Genomic DNA, 17466 nt, shown 5'->3' with positions numbered 1-17466 from the left:
TCCCAGCGACCGCATCCTTCACATGACGGACGAAACACTCGGCCGATGGTCATACGCAACCAGTTGGTCTTGAGCGTGGGCGATTGCCTACGGGGAATTGTTGTCGAGCGGAGGATTTCCCCCATGGCGCAAGCTGCGGACTCGCTGATCGAGGACATCTACGACGCGGTGACCTTTCCGGAGCGCTGGGCCGCCATCCTGGAACGGCTCTGCGGCTTGACCGATGCGACGCACGGCTTCCTGTTCACCACCGCCCCCCATCACGACAGCCGGACTGCGGCGCTGTGGGCCCGCCACAACATCTCAGACGCATTGCTTGGCGATTACATGACCCATTTCCGCCATCGCGACCTTTGGGCCAATGCGGCGGCGGCGCGCGGCCTGCTGAGCCGCTGCGTGGTTCGCCGTGGAGAGGAACTGGTGCCGGAGGCGGAACTGCGCCGTTCGATGATCTTCAACGAGATGTTGGAGGAGCAGGGAATGGGGCGGTTGTGTTCCGTTTCCCTGTCCGACGGCGGCGAGTTGACGCCGATGCAGCCGGTGCTGAGCCTGTTCCGCCCGGCCGACACTTCTCCCTTCCCCGACGAGACGGTGCGGCTCCTGCAGGGCTGCGCTCCGCATCTTCAGCGGGCGATCCGGCTGCGCGTCAGGCTGCTGTCACGCCAGGACGGCCGGGAGGAGGAGGTCCTGTGGAGCGGCCGGATGATCGACCGCCTGCCGATGGGGGTCGCGCTGCTCGACGCCGCCGGACGGATCCTCTGCCTGAACCGGGCCGGACAGGCGATGGCCGACGCGCGGGACGGGCTGCGGCTTCAGCAGGGGCGCCTGCAGGCCGAACAGGCGTCCGAGGCGCGTCGGCTTGCCCATGCGCTGGAGGCGGCGGTGTCGGCCGGCGCCAGGACCGCCGCAGCGCGCCGGGGCGAGGCGGCCGACCTCCGGGTGTCGCGCCCGTCCGGCCGGGCGCCCTATCTGCTGACCGTTCTGCCGCTGTCGCCCGAGGCGGCGGGGCCGTTCGGCGATGCCGGCGGCGGGGGAGGAGACGGCGCCCGCATCCGGGCGGTGGTCTACATCGTCGATCCGGCCGCCGTGGCGCCGGGGCTGGGGGTGCGGCTGGGCGGCCTGTTCGGCCTGACGCCGGTGGAGGCCGCCCTGGTCATCGACCTGCTGGCCGACCTGACCCCGGCCGAGATCGGCGACCGCCGCGGCGTGGCGATCAGCACCGTGCGCAGCCAGTTGCGCAGCATCTTCGCCAAGACCGGAACCACCCGCCAGAGCGAGCTGATGAACCTGGTCAACCGCTGTCTGATGCTGCCGGAGGGGTCGTAATGGTTAGGGCAATGAGGCTCAGGGAAGCGCCGACACCACCAGGAGGCCGAGATAGATGCCGATGAACAGGCCCAGCACGATGCCGTAATCGGCCTCGGTCATCGGGTTGGAATCGGGGTCGAACTGCCGCATGGATACGCCTTCTGCGCCGTCTGTCCTGCCTGAATAACAATGAACTACCGCCCCCATTCCGCGAATGGAGGTGGTTTCGCGGGCATTACTCCGCATCGGGCCGTTCCGACCCGTTCGCCTTGAGAACGCCATGAGCGTACCTCAAGACAACCCATGCCGACGCGAAGTCACGGGGCAAGGTCGTCCCGCACACGTCACATCTGTGCACACGCTCGCTGAGGGCCTTCTTTCGGACCGTGCCGCAGCATGGACAGGTCTGTGATGGCTTCAGCCGGCGTGTCGGCGCTTCGATCAGGCGTGCGGTGCCAGTTTCCTGCACTTTGTACCGCACCAGCGACAAGAACTGAGAGGGAGCCGTGTCGAGGATCTCCCGGTTCAGCCCCGCTTTCTGAGCAACCCGCTTGCCGGGTGCGTCCACGGTTCCAGCGGCGGATCGGGTCATGGCGGCGACCGACAGCTGTTCCATCGCGATCAGGGCGAATCGCTTGACGAGGTCGGACGACAGCTTGTGCTGCCAGTCGAGACGGCGACGTGCGGTGCGGGCGCGCGCCTTCGCCAGTCGGCGTGCGGCCTTGCGGCGCCGGTTCGAACCCTGGCGCTTGCGACTGACCGCCTGCTGAAGGTCGGTGATGCGCTGCTGCTCATGACGGTACCATCGCGGGTTCTCGACTGTCTCCATCGTGGGTGCGTCCTCTTCGCCGACGGCCAGCGTGGCGAAGGTCTCCGTACCCCAGTCGAAGGCGACCGCCTCAGTCCCGGACGAGCGGGTGATGTCGGGGCACTCCAGGGTCAGCGACAGATGCCAGGCGCCGTCACGGTGCAGCAGTTCGCTCGCCTTGATGAGGCCACCCTGGCGGGCCTGTCCGCGCGCCTTGATCGTGCCGACGCCCTGGAGGCGCAGCTTGCCATGGCGCCACTCCACGCCGGGCGTAAAGCGCCAGCCGTCGCCGTGCGACTTAAAGCCAAAGCCGGGGAAGCGGGCCAAACTCTTGAAACGCGGAAAGCCCGCCGCCGCACCCTTGGTTTTCACGCGCTCGAAGAACGCCTTGAAGGCCTTGTCGAGCCGGCGCAGCGTGACCTGTTGCGAGGAGCAGTTAAGCGTCGCGAACTCCGGACACTCCTGACGCAGGGCGGTCAGGTCGTGGCACTGGTCGGCATAGGTCAGCGACACGCCACGGCGACGGTAGGCGTCGATCCGCTGCTCCAGGGCAGCGTTGTACAGCTGTTGGTGCAGACGCAAGGCAGCGCTCAAGGCCACGGATTGAGTCCGCGACGGATAGAGGCGGTAAGTGACCTTGCGCACTGGCATTTTCATGCCGATATTATAAGTAGTTCCGCGGAAATAGCAAGTTTTGGTTGTTTTAGTCAAAGACGAGAACTACCGCATCTACAGCCTGAACGACCATCTTGTTCTGGTGACGAAATACCGTCGCCGTGTGCTGACGGTGGACATGCTGACACCCTTTGGCGAGCCCGCCGGGGAGCGGTGCAACGCCTGGGGCGGGCGGATGCTGGAGTGCAATGACGAACTGGACCATGTGCCCCTGCTCGTCACGCTGCCGCCGACCACCGCTTTGTCTGAGTTCGTGAACGCGCTGAAGACTGGGACGAGCCGCCGCTTACGGGCGGAGTTCCCGGACGAGGTGAACCGCTGGGACAGCAAGCTCGCGTTCTGGTCGCGCTCGTACTGCGTGATGTCCGTTGTCGGCACGCCGTTTGAGGCGCTGAAGTGCTACATCAAGGGCCAAGCCGGCGCCGGTGCGTGAACGTACCGGGTAGCGCGGCGCATTTCCCCTCCAGCCAATCCAGAGGATTGAAGGGAGCCCCCATGCGCCAAATGGTGGACGGCGGCGGGGCGTTGCGACATCTGCGGAGCCATAAGGGGGCCGGGGCGTGCCATCCGGGACCGGTCCCTGCGAACCGGTCCCTGCGAACCGGTCCCTCGATCGCGTCAGGATCAGGTGGAGGAGCTTTCCGCCTGCCCGGTGATGGCGGGCTTCGCCGGTGCCTCCTCGGCAAGCGCGCGGTAGGCCAGTCCGCCCGCCAGTCCGCCGGCCAGCGGGGCGATCCAGAACAGCCAGAGCTGCTGCAGCGCCCATCCGCCGACCACCAGCGCCGGACCGGTGCTGCGCGCCGGGTTCACCGACGTGTTGGTCACCGGGATGCTGATCAGGTGGATGAGGACGAGCGCCATGCCGATGGCCAGCGGCGCGAAGCCGGCCGGCGCCCGGCGGTCGGTGGAGCCCAGGATCACCAGCACGAAGAAGAAGGTCAGCACCAGCTCGATCACCAGGGCCGAGGTGATGCCGTACTGGCCGGGCGAATGCGCCTCGTACCCGTTGGCGGCGAGGCCGTTGACGGCCAGGCTGTAGTCGGCCTTGCCGGTGGCGATGACATACAGGACCAGGGCGGCCGCGAAGGCGCCGACCAGCTGGGCCAGCACGTAGGGCAGGATGTCCTTGGCCGGGAACCGTCCGCCCGCCCACAGCCCGACGGTCACCGCCGGGTTCAGGTGGCAGCCGGAGATGTGGCCGATGGAATAGGCCATGGTCAGGACGGTGAGGCCGAAGGCGAGGGAGACGCCGAGCAGCCCGATCCCGACCTGCGGAAAGGCGGCGGCGAGCACGGCACTGCCGCAGCCACCGAAGACCAGCCAGAATGTCCCGAGAAACTCGGCGGAGCTGCGCCTTATCATACTCATGCCAACCTCCCACTGCTGCCAAGGTTGCCGAAGGCCGGTGGACGCCGGTATGGACACGAGCATAAATCCGCCGCCGGCAGGCACGGCTTCGCGCGTTCGGAGAGGGGGACGTGGCAGAAGAACAGGGGGGACGGAGGATGCCCACAGATCAGCCGGCCGGTCGGCCCACCGATCAGCCGAAGAGGTGCCGTTCTCCCAGCTCCTCGGCGCGCTTGCGTTCCAGTTCCTGGTTGTAGCGGCGCAGCGCGTAGGCTTCCGTCAGATAGCCGACCAGCCGCTTCGTCGTCGCGCTCTCCACGACCGGAAGGCTCTCCTCCTCCGTGTCGGTGAAGAGCTTGAGAGCGCTGCGCACATTCTGTCCCGGCAGAAGGACGGCATCCGCCGAGCGGGCGAGATCACCGGCGGTGCGCTGCTCCATGTCCTCCTGCAGGGTCGGATCATGCACGGTGGAAAGCATGACGATGCCGGCATAGGCGCCGCGTTCGTCGAGCACGAACACCTGCTTGGCGCTGCCCAGCGGAAACATGCGGCGCAGGTCGGCCAGTTTCATGGAGGCGGGAACGCTCTTGGCGTCGCGGCGCATCATCCGTCCCACCGTCAGGTTTTCGATCCAGCCGATGTCGTGCGCGCCGTGGATGGGCAGGCCGCGCAGGTGGAAACGCCAGGTGGCGAAGGAGTGGCCGAACATCCGGCGCACGATCATCGTCGCGACGGCCACGCTGGTGAGCACGCCGAGGGTGACGGGAAAGTCGGCGGTGGCCTCCTGGACCAGCATGACCATGGTGAGCGGGGCGCCGACGATGGCGGCGGCGACCGACCCCATCCCGACCAGGATGAAGGCGGTATAGTGGATGCCGACGTCGGGCAGCAGCCAGCCGGCGATCTTCACGAAGAGGCTGCCGTACAGGCTGCCCAGGAACAGCGAGGAGCTGAACAGCCCGCCGCGGAAGCCCGCGCCGAGGGAGATGGACGAGGCGACGACCTTGGCGACCAGCAGGCCCGCCAGGACGATCCCGTCATAGCCGAGGACGATGTTGTGCTGGATCGCGCCGTGGCCGCTGCCCAGCACCTGCGGGTAGAGCATGGCGATGGCCCCGACCAGCAGCCCCCCGACGGCCGGCCTGAGCCAGCCGGGGACATGCGCCGCCCGGAACAGGCGCTCCGCCAGCGTCACCGCCTTCATCGTGGCGATGCCGAGGATGGCGGCGCCGATGCCGACCAGGACGAAGAAGGGATAGTCGCTCGGCCCCACGCTGACGGGGTCGTAGACGGCGAAGATGGTGTCGTGGCCGCTGGTCCAGCGGATGATGATGCCGGCGGTGATGGCGGACAGGCTGACCGGCGCCAGGGCGGCGAGCGTATAGCTGCCGATCACCAGTTCGAAGGCATAGAAGGCCCCGGCGAGCGGGGCGTTGAACGCGGCGGCGATGGCGGCGGCGGCGCCGCAGCCGACCAGGATCCGCAGGTCGGCGCGGCGAAGCTTGAAGGCCTGCCCGGCCGTGGAGGTGACGCCCGCTCCGACCTGGGTGTAGGCCGCCTCCATGCCGACCGAGGCGCCGAAGGCGTTGGACATCAGCGTGGAGGCGGCCAGCCGAAGGCTGTCGAGCAGGGACATCGTGCCGCCGTAGAGCGCATTCGCCTCGATGGGGTCGACGATGTCCTTCGCCCGCAGGCGCCGGGCGAAGCTGCCGAAAATGCCCAGCGCCAGCCCGCCGACCATCGGGATGACCAGCGGCTGCCAGGGGCCGATGGCCACCCCCGCGCTCAGATGGGCGCCGCGCGGAAGATCGAAGAGCACCGAATGCAGCAGCCCGACGGCTTTCTGGAGCAAGGCGACCCCGCCGGCGATCAGCGCCGCGGCAAGCACCCCGAGGGCGACGATGGCGAAATCATTGTCGCGGACATTCCGGCTGGCCAGGGCGCGGAGCAGGAACAGGCGGCTGCGCAACCAGCCGCCGTGACGGCCCTCCGGAGCGGGATGCGCGGACCCGGGATGTTCGGACTGCCGGTCGTCCGTGTCCTTCCGTCTGGGAAGGAGGGGAATGGGGGGCAGGGACATGGCGGAGCGCGGCTGTTGGGGCCTCCCGGGACGGGCGGACATTCCCGGCATCTAAGCGGCGCCGGTGCCGGACGCAACGACAAACTCCCGGCCTCCGGCCCCACCCGTGGTTTATCCCCTGGTTCGCCGCGGCGGCCGGACTGTTTCCGGGAGGCCGGCGCTTGAGGCGTCGGCCGGAGCGGCGGGGCTTGCCGGGCCGGCGGGAAGCAGCCCCTGGGCGCGGGCACGGTCCAGCAGGTTCTTGACCGAGGCCGCCGCCCAACTGTGCCCGCCGCGCGGCGTGGTCTCCCGCATCGCCTCCAGCTGGGCGCCGATGGCCCGCAGCGACAGCGTCGGGTTCGCCCGGGCGATGCCGGCGACCAGCACCATCAGCCGGTCGTCCCCGCGCACCGCAGGCGCCTTGTCGAGCAGTGCCCTTTCCGCCAGCCCTTCCTCGACGAAGGCGCGGACGGCGCGGCGCAGCCGCTCGGCGGTCCAATGCCGGCCCGGCGGCAGCCTGGCGTTCACCGCCCGCGTCACCGCCGCCCAGGAGCGGGCCGGGGAGTGGGCCAGCCGGAGCCGCCGCACGGTGGGCAGCCATTCCTCCGCCGTGCGGGTCAATTCCAGCAGGTAGAGCTGGCGCTGCCGTTCGGCCAGACGCCGCGCCATCGCCGTGTCGCCCTGCTTCAGCTTGGGATTGCCGCCGACCCGGCCCCGCGCCTTGGCCGCCTTCAGCCCGGCCTTCGTCCGCTCGCGGATCAGCGAGCGTTCGTACTCGGCCACCGCGCCCAGCATCTGCAGCACCAGCGTGCCGTGCGGGCTTGCGGTGTCGATCGGGCTGGTGAGGCAGCGGAAATGGCAGCCGCGGCCGCGCAGATCCTCGATCACCTCCAGCAGGTGGGCCAGCGAGCGGCCGAGCCGGTCGAGCTTCCAGATCACCAGCGTGTCGCCCCTGGTCAGGCCGGCCAGGGTGCGTGCCAGCTCGGGCCGGGCGCGCGAGGCGCCGGAGGCCTTCTCCTCGAAGATCGTGGCGCAGCCGGCGGCGCGCAGCGCATCGATCTGGGCGGCGGTGGTCTGATCGTCGGTCGAGACGCGGGCGTAGCCGATGAGCGCCATGGCGGAGTCCAGGCAGGACGGGGACGGAAACGCCTTTGTAAAGTTTCAGGGCATATGAGTAAACGACCGTTTCAGAGCAGTCCATTTCCTTTACAGGTGCTCGCCGGAGTGGGACCGGTCGGGCTGGGGTGCATTGCTCCTGCCGCTTACATCCGCAGCCGGCCGATGCCACGCGACAAGACGCCAAACCGCTCCCTCGCCTTGTGCCCTGTGATCAAGGCTGTCATGGGAGCAGGTCGCACTGGGACAGTGACCGCACCGCTCAGGATTGTTCGCTTGTTTTTGATGGGATGAAGCAGCCGCGGAAGCACGCAGGGCGGACTTTTCGCACAAATTGCGGGCATCTCATTCAGCCGGGGCGGAAATGCGGTCCTGAAGGGGGTGCCGGGAGGGTCTGAGGGACGGAACGTGTCCACCGATCCCGGAAAACTGACAAGTGCCGGGGTCTATCGCAACGATAACGCCCTGATAACTGTCATTATCAGGACGTTATCGATACCCGGTATTCTGGATGTGCGATGTCGGTGCAGTTAGCAATGATCGCTGCAACCGGCTATCCTGGCGCGGCTTTTCCGGAGCCGCGATGATCCTCCTCTCCCTTCTTCCCGCCCTGCTCGCCGCCGAACGTGCGCTCGGCCGCCTCGACCAGGCGCTCGCCGATCCGGCGCGGCGCCGGCGCCTCGCCGCCGATGCCGCCCGCCGTGCGGCCGCTGCGGTGATCCGCCTCGACGGCCACCGCCTCGACGCCCACGACTTCCAACGCGCCCTCGCCGCCCCGGAGCATGCCCGGGGCGAGGCCGCCCGCGCCGCCCTGCTGGTGCCGCTGTTCGCCCAGCTGCCGGCCGGTCTGACTGCCGCCCTGCCGCCGGAATGCGCGACCGTCCGGTCCGCGGCGACCCCGGACAGGGAGGAGGAGTCGGGGGACGTCGTGGCCGCGGTGCGCGCCTCGATTGCCGCCCTGGAAGCGGTCGACCTCGGGGGCGGCGAAGAACTGGACGACGTGGAAGGCGATGCGGCCGGTACTACCCCGCCGCCGCTGACGCCCTGGACCCACCCCTGGCTGGACGAGTTGCACCGGCGCTGGAGTGTTGCCCAGGGCGGCCGTCCGGTCGGCCTCGGCGCGGCCCGCGCCGCCGATGCCGGTCCGGCGCTGGAGGCGGTGGCGGAGGCCCTGGCGGCCGCGCCCGGCCTGCTCGGGGCTGCCGCGGCGATCCGCGCCCTGGCGCTGCGGCCCGACCCGGGAGCGCCGCAGCGCCGCGGTCCGGACGATGATGCCGAGAGCGCTGCCTTGCGGGCCGCGGTTGCGGCGGAACGGCCGCCGACCTCGTGGTGGAGTGTGGTGGTGTGGCTTGCCGCCCCCGACCTGGTCCGCGGGGCCTGCCGGTTGCATCATGCCGGACCACCGCTGACGGCGGCGCTCGCCCGCGACGTCACCGGCTACCGGCTCGCCCTGGCCGGGACGGAAGGCGCCTGGACGCGCTGGGTCCTCGACAGCATTCCCGAGCTGGTGGCGCATGAGCTGGAGCGCTTGCGCCATCTCGATCTGGTCCAGGAGCACTGGGAGGCACGGCTGGCCGCCACGCCGCGGCGCAGCAGCTCGCGGCTGCCCGATGTGCTGGACTGGCTGCATGACCGCCCGGCCTTCACCATCAGCCGGGTGGCGGGCGAACTGAAGGGGCGGTGCGGCCTGTCGCTGCGCGGGGTGCATCTGCTGGTGGAGCAGCTCGCCAAGGCCGGCGTGGTGCGCGACATCGCCGACCGCGGCGGCGAGCGGCTCTGGGCCTGCGACCTCAGCTTTCTGCCACCCGGCCGCTGAGCGGCAAGGCCTCATCCAGCAGGCCGTGGCGCCTGCGAACCGGCGGACCGTGACGCGGCGTCCTGAGGAAATCGCAGGCAAACCGGTAAGGCGCCTCTCCATGACGCCGCCAAGCAGGACGACCCGGCTCGGCGAGACCCCAGCATTCAAGGCTTGGGCTTCCCCTAGAAGATACCGTTAGTGGACCGCCTGTCGGAACGCCCGCAGAAAAGTGTGGAGCTGATCTTCCAACGCGGCCTCTACCACCAGAACGGTGAGGATGGCGTCGACGAACAACTGCTGCTCGCCAACATCGCCTATCACCAGCCGGTGAGCCGGCGCGGCCTTGATCGCCTGCTCGGCCGCACCGTCGATGCCGACGCCGTCGGCCGCCTGCGCGCGGCGGGGGCTGGTGGGGCCGGGGCCGCGGAGTCCGCGTCCGGGCGCCCCGCTGACCTTCGTGACCACCGACGCCTTCCTCGACCAGTTCGGTTTGGAGAGCTTGGCCGACCTACCCGATCTGGACGACCTGCAGGCGATGGGGCTGGCCGATACCGGTGTGCTCGACGACACCCCTGCCGGGGCGCCGGACCTATCAGAGCCTGCGGGGCGAGCGTCGCTCCCTCTGGCCCACCGACACTCCTAACCCAGCCTGCCAGCTATCGACCTCACCGGGCTCTCGCCACGGTGGCCGTCACGTCGGCCCGGGTGACGGTGCGGCTCCAGGTTCCGATACACCTCAGTGATGTAGGCTGGTCGCCATTGGAGTGGGCTACGGAATGGCCACTACCAGAGCGGAGTAGCGGCTGTCTGCCCGGCCGTCGTGCTAGGACGGCAACGTGACGCCGGAGGTTTCGGCGCAGAGGGCGGTCAGCCGATCCTGAAGATCGGGATCCAGCGCCTGCGGGTTGGGGGGCATGCGTTTCATGTGATAGAAATAGTCTCCCGTGACATCCGCCCTGGGATCGTCACCTGCGGCAAGCCATGCTTGGGTCAGATGCGCCTGATCCATGTCGTCGGGCGCGCCGGGGCCGCCCATCCTGGTCGGTACCCACCCTGGCTCCAGGGAATTGCTGAAAACCTCCGGCCAGCGGCGGGCGATGGCGAAGGCCAGCATCGCGTCGTGCAGCTTGCTCTCGGCGTAAGCTTCCGAGCCGTTCCAGCGGCGCTTCTTCCACAGGATGTCGTCGAGATTGGCGTCGACACGATGGTGCATGCCCGACGACAGATAGACGAGCCGCTTCGGACGGTCGATCAGCGCCGTCAGGATGTAGGCCGACAGCGTGTTGATCGCGAAGACGTGCGGCAGACCGTCGGCCGTCGATTGATGCGCCTCGCGATAGCCGACGGCGGCATTGTGGATGACGGCATCGAACCTGCCGAGCGCATTGACCTGGGCGGCGACCTCCTTGGTGCCGGCGATGGTCGAAACGTCGCCGACCACGACCGCCTCGGCCCGTGGCAAGGCTTTGCGGGCATCCTCGGCCCGGTCGGCGTTGCGGGCATGCAGGACGACCTGATGGCCCTTTCCGGTGAGCAACCCGGCTGCCATGAGGCCGAGCCCGGTCGATGAGCCGGAAATAAAGATGCGGGACATGGAGTTTTCTCCTTCCGATGGGGAATGTTCAGGATTGTGGGCCATGCGCGGTGATGGTCAGGGCCGCGCCGGCCAATGCGCAGGCCGCGCCGAACAGATACACGGCGGCATAGCCGAACTGCCCGGCGATCACGCCCGCCGCCGGCCCCGAAATGCCATAGGCGATGTCGAGGAATGCGACGAAGGCGCCCATGGCGCTGCCGCGATTGGCGGGCGGCACCCGCTTCAAGGCTTCCACGCCGAGCGCCGGAAAGACCAGGGCGCAGCCGAGACCCGTCACCAGGGCACCGGCGAGCGCCATGACATCGGTCGGCGCCGACCAGATTATCGCCTGTCCGACGGCCTCGATCACGAGCGACCACAGCGCGACGCGATAGCCGCCCATCTTGTCGGGCAGGCTGCCGAAAACGACGCGCACCGCGATGAAACCGACGCCGAAGGCGGTCATGACCAGACCGGCGCTGTTCCAGTGACGTGCCGCGAAATAGAGCGAGGCGAAGGCCGTCAGTCCCGACAGGCCGACCCCCTGCAGCATCAGGCCGACTCCCTCGCGCCAGATCTGGCCGACCACCTTGTGGAAGGGCAGCCGGGGACCGGCGGGCGTGGCATAGGAGGTCTCGCGCATTGCTATGGCGACGGCGGTGAGCGGCGCGACGATGCAGGCGACCATCGCCACCTCGAGACCATAGCCCTGGTAAAGCAGCATGCCGACCGGTGCACCGATGGCGAGCGCGGCGAACATGGCGATGCCGGTCCAGGACATCGACATGCCGGCCCGCTGCGGTCCGACCGAGGCGATCGACCAGGAGACGCAGCCGGTGACGAACTGGCTTTCGCCAAGACCGGCCGCCAGTCGGCCCCCCACCAGGAGCGCCAGGCTTAGCCCGGGTGAAAGCCCCGGCAGCAACGCGACGAGATAGAGCAGGCCGGCGAATGCGCTGATCGCGGCACCCTGCAACGCCGAGCGCTTGCCGCCATGCTGGTCGGTGACACGGCCGGCATAGCCGCGCGTCAGCACGGTCGCCAGGAACTGGATGCCGATCGCCAGCCCGACGATCAAGGTGCTGAAGCCCAGCTTGTCGTGGATGAAGAGCGGGAGCACCGGCAGCGGCAGCCCGACGGCGAGATAGCCGCAGAACAGTGCTGCGATGATGCCCGGCGCAGGGCGGGAAAGGAATTGCGGTACGGCATCGGGCCGGCCCGCATCCTTGACGGCAGTTGCCGACATGCCATCCTCCGTGAGGGTTCGCAGATGTGGAAGGAGATGCCGCCCACAAGGGAGGCGGCGTCCCCGCTCGATCAGGCTGCCTTTGTGCCCGTGCCGGAGCGCCCCGGCCGATAGCCGCTGGCCTGGAGCAGGTGGCCGAGCGAGCCGTTCACTTCCGCCTGCAGCTTCGGCAGATCGACGCCGACGAGCGTGCCGCCGCGCTTGCGGATGCCGCCCGCCACCATGACCGTGTCGACGTTGGAGCGTTCGACCGCCTGGACGATGGTCCCGACCGCGTCGGTGACGGGGAAGACGGCGACGTCGTCGGTGCGCACCATGACGATGTCGGCCTGACAGCCGACCGCCAACCTGCCGATCCGATCCTCAAGGCCGGCAGCACGCGCGCCGTTGACAGTGGCGGACTGGAGCACGGCCTCGACGGAGATCGGTGCGGGCGCGGTCTCCTCGCCACGGAACCGGCGATAGCGCATGGCCGAGCGCTGCTGGCCGAACAGCGCATGCATCTCGCCGAACAGGTCGCTGCCGAAGGCGGTGTCGAGATCGATGCCGAGCGCGGGCGCCAGTCCGTGGTCGACCGCCTGCTGCCAGGCGAAGCCCTCGTCGTCGAAGCCGAAGAGAGCGTCGGACCGCGGATTGACCGTCACGTTGACGCCGGCGGCGGCAAGGCGCTTCCAGGTTTCCTCCGGCAGACGCGTGCAGTGATTGAAGATATTGTGGCTGCCCAGCAGGCCGGGTTCGTCGAACGCCGGTCCCAGCGTCGCCAGATCGCCGATGAATTCGGTGAGGATGCGCATGTCGAGCGCGCGGGCAGCCCGCCACCAGTCGATGTTGAACTGGCCGAACAGCCCCACCCGCACCAGCCCGTCGCCCTGGTTCCAATTGTCGGCCAGACGCTTCAGATCGGCGGGGATATGCGCGCCCGTTGCCCCCTTGTCCATCGCGGCCCCGACCATGTGGAGGGCGCGGATACCGCTGTCGTCGAGTGCGTCCAGCGCCGCGTCGGTATGTTCCGGGCTGCGCGAACTGTGACAGGCATCGATGACCGTGGTGATGCCGGCATCGAGGCAGGCGAGTGCCGTCAGCTTGGTGCTCAGATACATGTCCAGCGGTCGGTAATGAGCCCCCAGCGTCTCGGCGACGACGTCGATATAGGCGAAGAGATCATCGACATCCGGCATCATCCGCCGCATCACGCCGAGCCACATGTGGTGGTGGGCGTCGATCAGGCCGGGCATGACGATGCTGCCGGCGGCGTCGATGACCTGGGCGTCCGCGGCGGACAGGTTCGCCCCGATGGCGGCGATCCGGTCTCCCTCGACCAGCACGTCGCCCACCGGCGGCGCGGCCGTCGCCCTGTCCATGGTGATGATCGTGCCGCCTTTGAAAAGCGTGCGGGAATTGCTCTGCGTCATGATCCGGTCCTTTCGTGGCTTGGGGCCTTGATGCCTCGCAAGCGATATCGCCCGGAACCACTCTTGAATTAAGTGAGATTGTGTCAGATCATTCCTGACAGAAAATCAGATAAGGATAAGAAGAGGCGTCGCATGCCCTTTGATGGACGGATCCTGTCCGGGGTCAGCGTGCTGACAGCTGTGGTCGAAGCGGGCAGCTTCGTCAAAGCCGCTGAACTGATCGGGCTCACCGATTCCGGGGTCAGCCGGTCGATCAGCCGGCTTGAAGCACGGCTGGGCGTTCGCCTGCTCGATCGCACGACGCGGTCAGTCACGCTGACCGACGAAGGCCGGCGCTTCTATGAGGAGGCGAAACCTCATCTCGATGCCATCGAGGACGCCGCGGCATCGGCCTCCGGCGCCGCTTCGGCGGTGCGGGGGCGTCTGCGGGTCGATATCGACCCCTTCTTCCTGCCGCTGGTGCTTGCCGGACGGCTCGGCCCGTTCTGCGAGCGCCACCCTGAGCTGAGCGTCGAGTTTGTGACGCGCGACCATTTCGGCGATCTGGTGGCGGACGGCATCGATCTCGCCATCCGGTTCGGTCAGCCGCGCGGGGCAAGCTTGATTTCGCGCCTGCTGGTCGAGGCGCCGATCCTCACCGTGGCGTCACCCGCCTATCTCGGCCGGTACGGCAAGCCCGCGCATCCATCGGACCTCACCGGGCATCGCTGCCTGCAGTTCATCGACCCTTCCTCGGGACGCCCCTTCGGTTGGGAGTTCATCCGCGGCACCGAAGCGATCGAGGTGCCGACGACAGGACCGCTGACCTTCACCGATCCCAAATCGCTGTTGGAGGAGTGTCTGGCAGGCACCGGCATCGCGCAGGTGATCGGATGGGGTGTCGGTGCGCGGCTGACGTCGGGCGCGCTGATCGATCTGTTCCCCGATTGGCACGGCGAGCGCTTCCCGCTTTTCGTTTACCATCCCTCGCGCCAGCATCCGCCGGCCAAGGTCCGGGCATTCATCGACTATTGCGACGGGATCGTTCGAAGCCTCTAGAATTCATCGGAATTCCGGCTCGCCGCTTCCACGAGCGGCGCGATCCCGAGCGGCGAACCGGCTGGTCATCCCGTTGATGAAGACATTTGATGAAGACATTTGATGAAGACACGAGCGCGGGGCGAAAGCTGCGGTCTGTGCGGATGACGCAGTGACACCGGCTCCGGAAGCGGCAGCATATCCTTGGGCGATTCGACCAGCGGCGGGCAGGTTCCGGAACCGCTCAGGGAAATCTCGACCGTTCCGACCGTCAAACGGGCTAGAGCTGGGTTTGCCGAGTGTTGACTGCTGGGCCATGAAAGCGTTCGGCTGCAAGAAATTTCTGAGCCGCAAGAATTTCGCCCAAGCCGTTGATTCGTCTAGATGATGCACGTCAAACCAAGAGAAAATTTTCAGGAGAAAGCGACAGCCGCTCTCGCCCCGACCGGCACAGATGACGCGCATGCGCAGATGGACGAGGCCCACGCCGCAGTAGGCTCGGCAGCGCTGATCGCTTGCGGCATTGGCTTCTTTGCCCACCTGGAAGCTGGCGGCGACCGCAGCGGCGCTTGCCTTGCGGTTTCCCACTTCCTCGCCGCTCAGGGAATGACGCCGCTGCCGCTACCCTGCTTGAATGGGGTGGGAGCAATTCGCCGCGCAGAGCCCCAGGGGGGTTGGCTACTTGCCTTTCTCGACGGCATGGCTCGGCAGGCGGAGGAGGGGGATGACCGGCTCATCGCCCTGCTCCACTGCTGGCGCAGCTGGCGCCGGCGTGTGGGCGACCGGCGCAGCGACGCCCGCATCCGCCGCGCTGTCGACGCGGTGGCGGCCGAAGAGGTGATCGGCCCGGCCCGTCTGGCAGCGCGGCTGCGCTGTGCCACCAGTGCGGCCACCGACCTGCTGGAGGAGTTGCCGCGCCTGGAGATCGCGGTGGAGATCACCCGGCGGCGCAGCCACCGCACCTTTGTGGCGGAGGATCTGGCACCGATGCTGGGGGAGGTGGCGCCGCGTGCCGCTTCCCTGCCCCGTCCGGCGGCATCGCCAAAGGAAGCGCCCCCGATGTCGCCGGAGCCCGACCGCTGGGTGGAGCCGGCCGAGGGGGTGGACGATGCGCTCGCCAACCTGGAGCGCATCCTGAAACGGCAGGACCCGCTGCTGGCCCGCTATGGCCGGGCTGGGGAAAACGGTAGGTGATGGACCGGGGGGCATGATCGCCGGCCCTGGTCGCCAGATCATCAGTCGTCCCGTGCCCTGCTCGACCGCATGGACCGATGCTCACGTGGTGCGGCTGTCCAAATGGTGAATTGCCCTGGTCAGCCTCTCCGTGCCGCATTATGGATGCGCATCGGGCTGCACAACGGCATTGGAACAGCAGATTTATGGCGACGACCGGTGACGTTCTGCGTCTGGCGGCGGACCATCATACCGCCGGGCGTCTGAACGAGGCGATGGCGCTGTATCGCCTCGTCCTGCGTGCCGACCCTGTGAACACCGATGGGTGGCGCTTGCTGGGCAAGGCCGTGACAGCGGCCGGTGATCGTAAGGCCGGGCTGGCTTGCCTGAGACGCCTCATCGCCTTATGCCCTGCCGATGCCTCCGCCTTTGCCGAGTGTGCGGCCCTGCTGGCAGACCAGGGCGATGAGGCCGGCGCGGTCGCGGCCTATGGGATGGCGTTGCGCTGTGATCCGCTGATGGCGCACGTCGCTTTCCGGCGCGGGATGCTCTTGTACCGGAAAGGCGCCTTGACGCAAGCCGAGGCGGCATTCCGGATGGTTGCCTTGCTCGTGCCGGAATTGGCGATGGCGTACATCAATCGCGGCGCCGTCCTGCACGCCCAGGGGTGTCACGAGGTTGCCGAGTTGTCTTTGGCGCGCGGGCGCCGCCTGGCCCCCGATGCGATGGAAGCCGTGCTCGACAGCGCACTGGTGGCGATGGCGCAGGGGCGGCTGTCCGATGTGGAGCGGCATGGCGGCGGGGTGATCGTTCTGGCGCCCAACTCGGTCCAGGGCTATGCGCTTGTCGCCAATGCGCGGGTGCATCAGGGCAGGCCGCAGGGGGGGATCGCCCTGTACGACCGGGCTCTGCAAATCGAGCCGGACAATTCCGGGCTGCGGGTGAACCGGGGAGTCGCCCGGCTTTTGCTGGGAGACATGACCGGCGGATGGGACGATCTGGCAACCCGCTGGCAGACCGGTGCGCCGCCGGAAGTGGGGGGTAGCCTGCCGCACTGGTCGGGGGCGGCCATACCGGCCGGCCGGCTGTTGGTGGTGGGGCAACCGGGGGTGGGAGATGAAATCCTGTTCGCCAGCCTGATTCCGGACCTGACCGAGGCCGGCATCGCCTGCCGTCTTGCATGCGACCCCCGTCTCGTCCCCTTGTTGCGGCGCTCTTTGCCTGGGACGGAGGTGGTGGCGAGAGCGGATAGCCCGTCTGCCATGGCGGCGCCTGCGCTGGTGGCGGACAGCGTGGCGCAAGTCCCGGTCAGTGACTTGCCGCGCCATCTGCGGCGCAGGCCGGAGGATTTCGTCCGACAGCGGCCTTATCTGGCCGCAGATCCGCACAGGGTTGCCGCCTTGCGCGCCCGCCACGGCGATGCGCGGCTGTGCGTTGGTCTTTCCTGGCGCTCGGTTGCCAGTGAAAGCCGTTCGCTTGCGCTGGAGCAACTCGCAACGGCTCTCGCTCCGGGGTTGGCGGCGGCCGGAGGACGCCTCATCAGCCTGCAATACGGCATCAACGATCAGGAGCGGCGCTTTGCCGGCCTTTTCCATGAGACGAGCATCGACCCCTCCAGCGACATCGACGGCTTCGCGGCTCTGGTGGCCGCCATGGATCTGGTCATCACCATCGACAACACCACGGCGCACATCGCCGGCGGGCTGGGGGTTCCGGCTTGGGTGCTGCTGCCGTTCGTGCCGGCATGGTTCTGGGGGGTAACCGGACCCTCAACCCCCTGGTACCCAAATTTACGGCTGTTCCGCCAAGCCATTCCCGGAGATTGGATCGGCGTGCTGGTCGAGGTGGCCAAGGCGTTGCGGTCCATCGGGATGGCCTCCCCCATGACCGGTGAGCGCACGGGACGAGCCTTGTGACCTGACGGGCGTCCG

General features: G+C 68.2%; 16 protein-coding genes. 7 read left to right on the top strand and 9 right to left on the bottom strand.

Going from position 1 to position 17466, the window contains the following annotated elements:
- Positions 1–123 precede the first annotated feature (123 nt).
- Complete coding sequence (locus B9N97_RS08375; protein WP_085085249.1) at positions 124–1326, top strand: helix-turn-helix transcriptional regulator; 1203 nt, start codon at positions 124–126, stop codon at positions 1324–1326.
- A 217-nt stretch (positions 1327–1543) separates the two neighbouring features.
- Here B9N97_RS08375 and B9N97_RS08370 read toward each other — a convergent pair whose 3' ends face one another.
- On the bottom strand, positions 1544–2761 hold the full coding sequence (locus tag B9N97_RS08370) for an RNA-guided endonuclease InsQ/TnpB family protein (protein ID WP_167393249.1): 1218 nt from the start codon (positions 2759–2761) through the stop codon (positions 1544–1546).
- Between the two features lie 49 nt (positions 2762–2810).
- On the opposite strand from B9N97_RS08370, the gene tnpA reads away from it, so the two are divergent.
- A complete protein-coding gene (gene tnpA, locus B9N97_RS08365) occupies positions 2811–3224 on the top strand; it encodes an IS200/IS605 family transposase (RefSeq protein ID WP_085085244.1) in 414 nt (137 codons plus the stop codon).
- Positions 3225–3415: 191 nt separating this feature from the next.
- Here tnpA and aqpZ read toward each other — a convergent pair whose 3' ends face one another.
- The 3 genes from aqpZ to B9N97_RS08350 form a co-directional block, all read right to left on the bottom strand.
- Positions 3416–4159: an aquaporin Z gene (gene aqpZ, locus B9N97_RS08360; RefSeq protein WP_085085242.1), complete on the bottom strand. Its 744-nt coding sequence runs from the start codon at positions 4157–4159 to the stop codon at positions 3416–3418.
- Positions 4160–4331: 172 nt separating this feature from the next.
- Positions 4332–6107, bottom strand: a complete 1776-nt coding sequence (locus B9N97_RS08355) for a chloride channel protein (protein ID WP_167393248.1) — start codon at positions 6105–6107, stop codon at positions 4332–4334.
- 222 nt (positions 6108–6329) lie between these two features.
- Entirely contained in the window at positions 6330–7313 is a 984-nt protein-coding gene (locus B9N97_RS08350; protein ID WP_143266530.1) for a recombinase family protein, read from the bottom strand.
- A 583-nt stretch (positions 7314–7896) separates the two neighbouring features.
- On the opposite strand from B9N97_RS08350, the gene B9N97_RS08345 reads away from it, so the two are divergent.
- On the top strand, positions 7897–9129 hold the full coding sequence (locus tag B9N97_RS08345; RefSeq protein WP_085085238.1) for a hypothetical protein: 1233 nt from the start codon (positions 7897–7899) through the stop codon (positions 9127–9129).
- A gap of 177 nt (positions 9130–9306) precedes the next feature.
- Here the strand turns inward: B9N97_RS08345 and B9N97_RS36190 are convergent, their stop codons facing one another.
- A complete protein-coding gene (locus B9N97_RS36190; protein ID WP_244560614.1) occupies positions 9307–9576 on the bottom strand; it encodes a hypothetical protein in 270 nt (89 codons plus the stop codon).
- On the opposite strand from B9N97_RS36190, the gene B9N97_RS37000 reads away from it, so the two are divergent.
- The gene (locus tag B9N97_RS37000; protein WP_432264187.1) at positions 9482–9754 is read left to right on the top strand and encodes an SMC-Scp complex subunit ScpB; all 273 of its coding nucleotides are present in this window, start codon (positions 9482–9484) and stop codon (positions 9752–9754) included. The two genes, B9N97_RS36190 and B9N97_RS37000, sit on opposite strands and share 95 nt — an antisense overlap.
- 180 nt (positions 9755–9934) lie before the next feature.
- On the opposite strand, the gene B9N97_RS08335 is transcribed toward B9N97_RS37000, so the two are convergent.
- The 3 genes from B9N97_RS08335 to B9N97_RS08325 form a co-directional block, all read right to left on the bottom strand.
- Entirely contained in the window at positions 9935–10705 is a 771-nt protein-coding gene (locus B9N97_RS08335; RefSeq protein ID WP_085085236.1) for an SDR family NAD(P)-dependent oxidoreductase, read from the bottom strand.
- A 28-nt stretch (positions 10706–10733) separates the two neighbouring features.
- Positions 10734–11933: an arabinose transporter gene (locus tag B9N97_RS08330; RefSeq protein WP_085085234.1), complete on the bottom strand. Its 1200-nt coding sequence runs from the start codon at positions 11931–11933 to the stop codon at positions 10734–10736.
- 71 nt (positions 11934–12004) lie between these two features.
- Positions 12005–13345 (bottom strand): amidohydrolase family protein, encoded by a 1341-nt coding sequence (locus tag B9N97_RS08325; protein ID WP_085085232.1) that lies wholly within the window; start codon positions 13343–13345, stop codon positions 12005–12007.
- Between the two features lie 132 nt (positions 13346–13477).
- On the opposite strand from B9N97_RS08325, the gene B9N97_RS08320 reads away from it, so the two are divergent.
- Positions 13478–14383 (top strand): LysR family transcriptional regulator, encoded by a 906-nt coding sequence (locus B9N97_RS08320; RefSeq protein ID WP_085085230.1) that lies wholly within the window; start codon positions 13478–13480, stop codon positions 14381–14383.
- A gap of 3 nt (positions 14384–14386) precedes the next feature.
- Here the strand turns inward: B9N97_RS08320 and B9N97_RS34845 are convergent, their stop codons facing one another.
- Positions 14387–14950: a hypothetical protein gene (locus tag B9N97_RS34845; RefSeq protein ID WP_143266529.1), complete on the bottom strand. Its 564-nt coding sequence runs from the start codon at positions 14948–14950 to the stop codon at positions 14387–14389.
- A 111-nt stretch (positions 14951–15061) separates the two neighbouring features.
- On the opposite strand from B9N97_RS34845, the gene B9N97_RS08315 reads away from it, so the two are divergent.
- Positions 15062–15556 carry a hypothetical protein gene (locus B9N97_RS08315; RefSeq protein ID WP_085085228.1) on the top strand — a complete coding sequence of 165 codons (495 nt, stop codon included), beginning with the start codon at positions 15062–15064 and terminating at the stop codon, positions 15554–15556.
- A gap of 185 nt (positions 15557–15741) precedes the next feature.
- Complete coding sequence (locus B9N97_RS08310; protein ID WP_085085226.1) at positions 15742–17451, top strand: tetratricopeptide repeat protein; 1710 nt, start codon at positions 15742–15744, stop codon at positions 17449–17451.
- Positions 17452–17466: the final 15 nt, after the last annotated feature.

The sequence above is a fragment of the Azospirillum oryzae genome (assembly GCF_900177515.1).
Taxonomy (GTDB): Bacteria; Pseudomonadota; Alphaproteobacteria; order Azospirillales; family Azospirillaceae; genus Azospirillum; species Azospirillum oryzae_A.
This window is presented reverse-complemented; position numbering and strand designations above follow the sequence as displayed.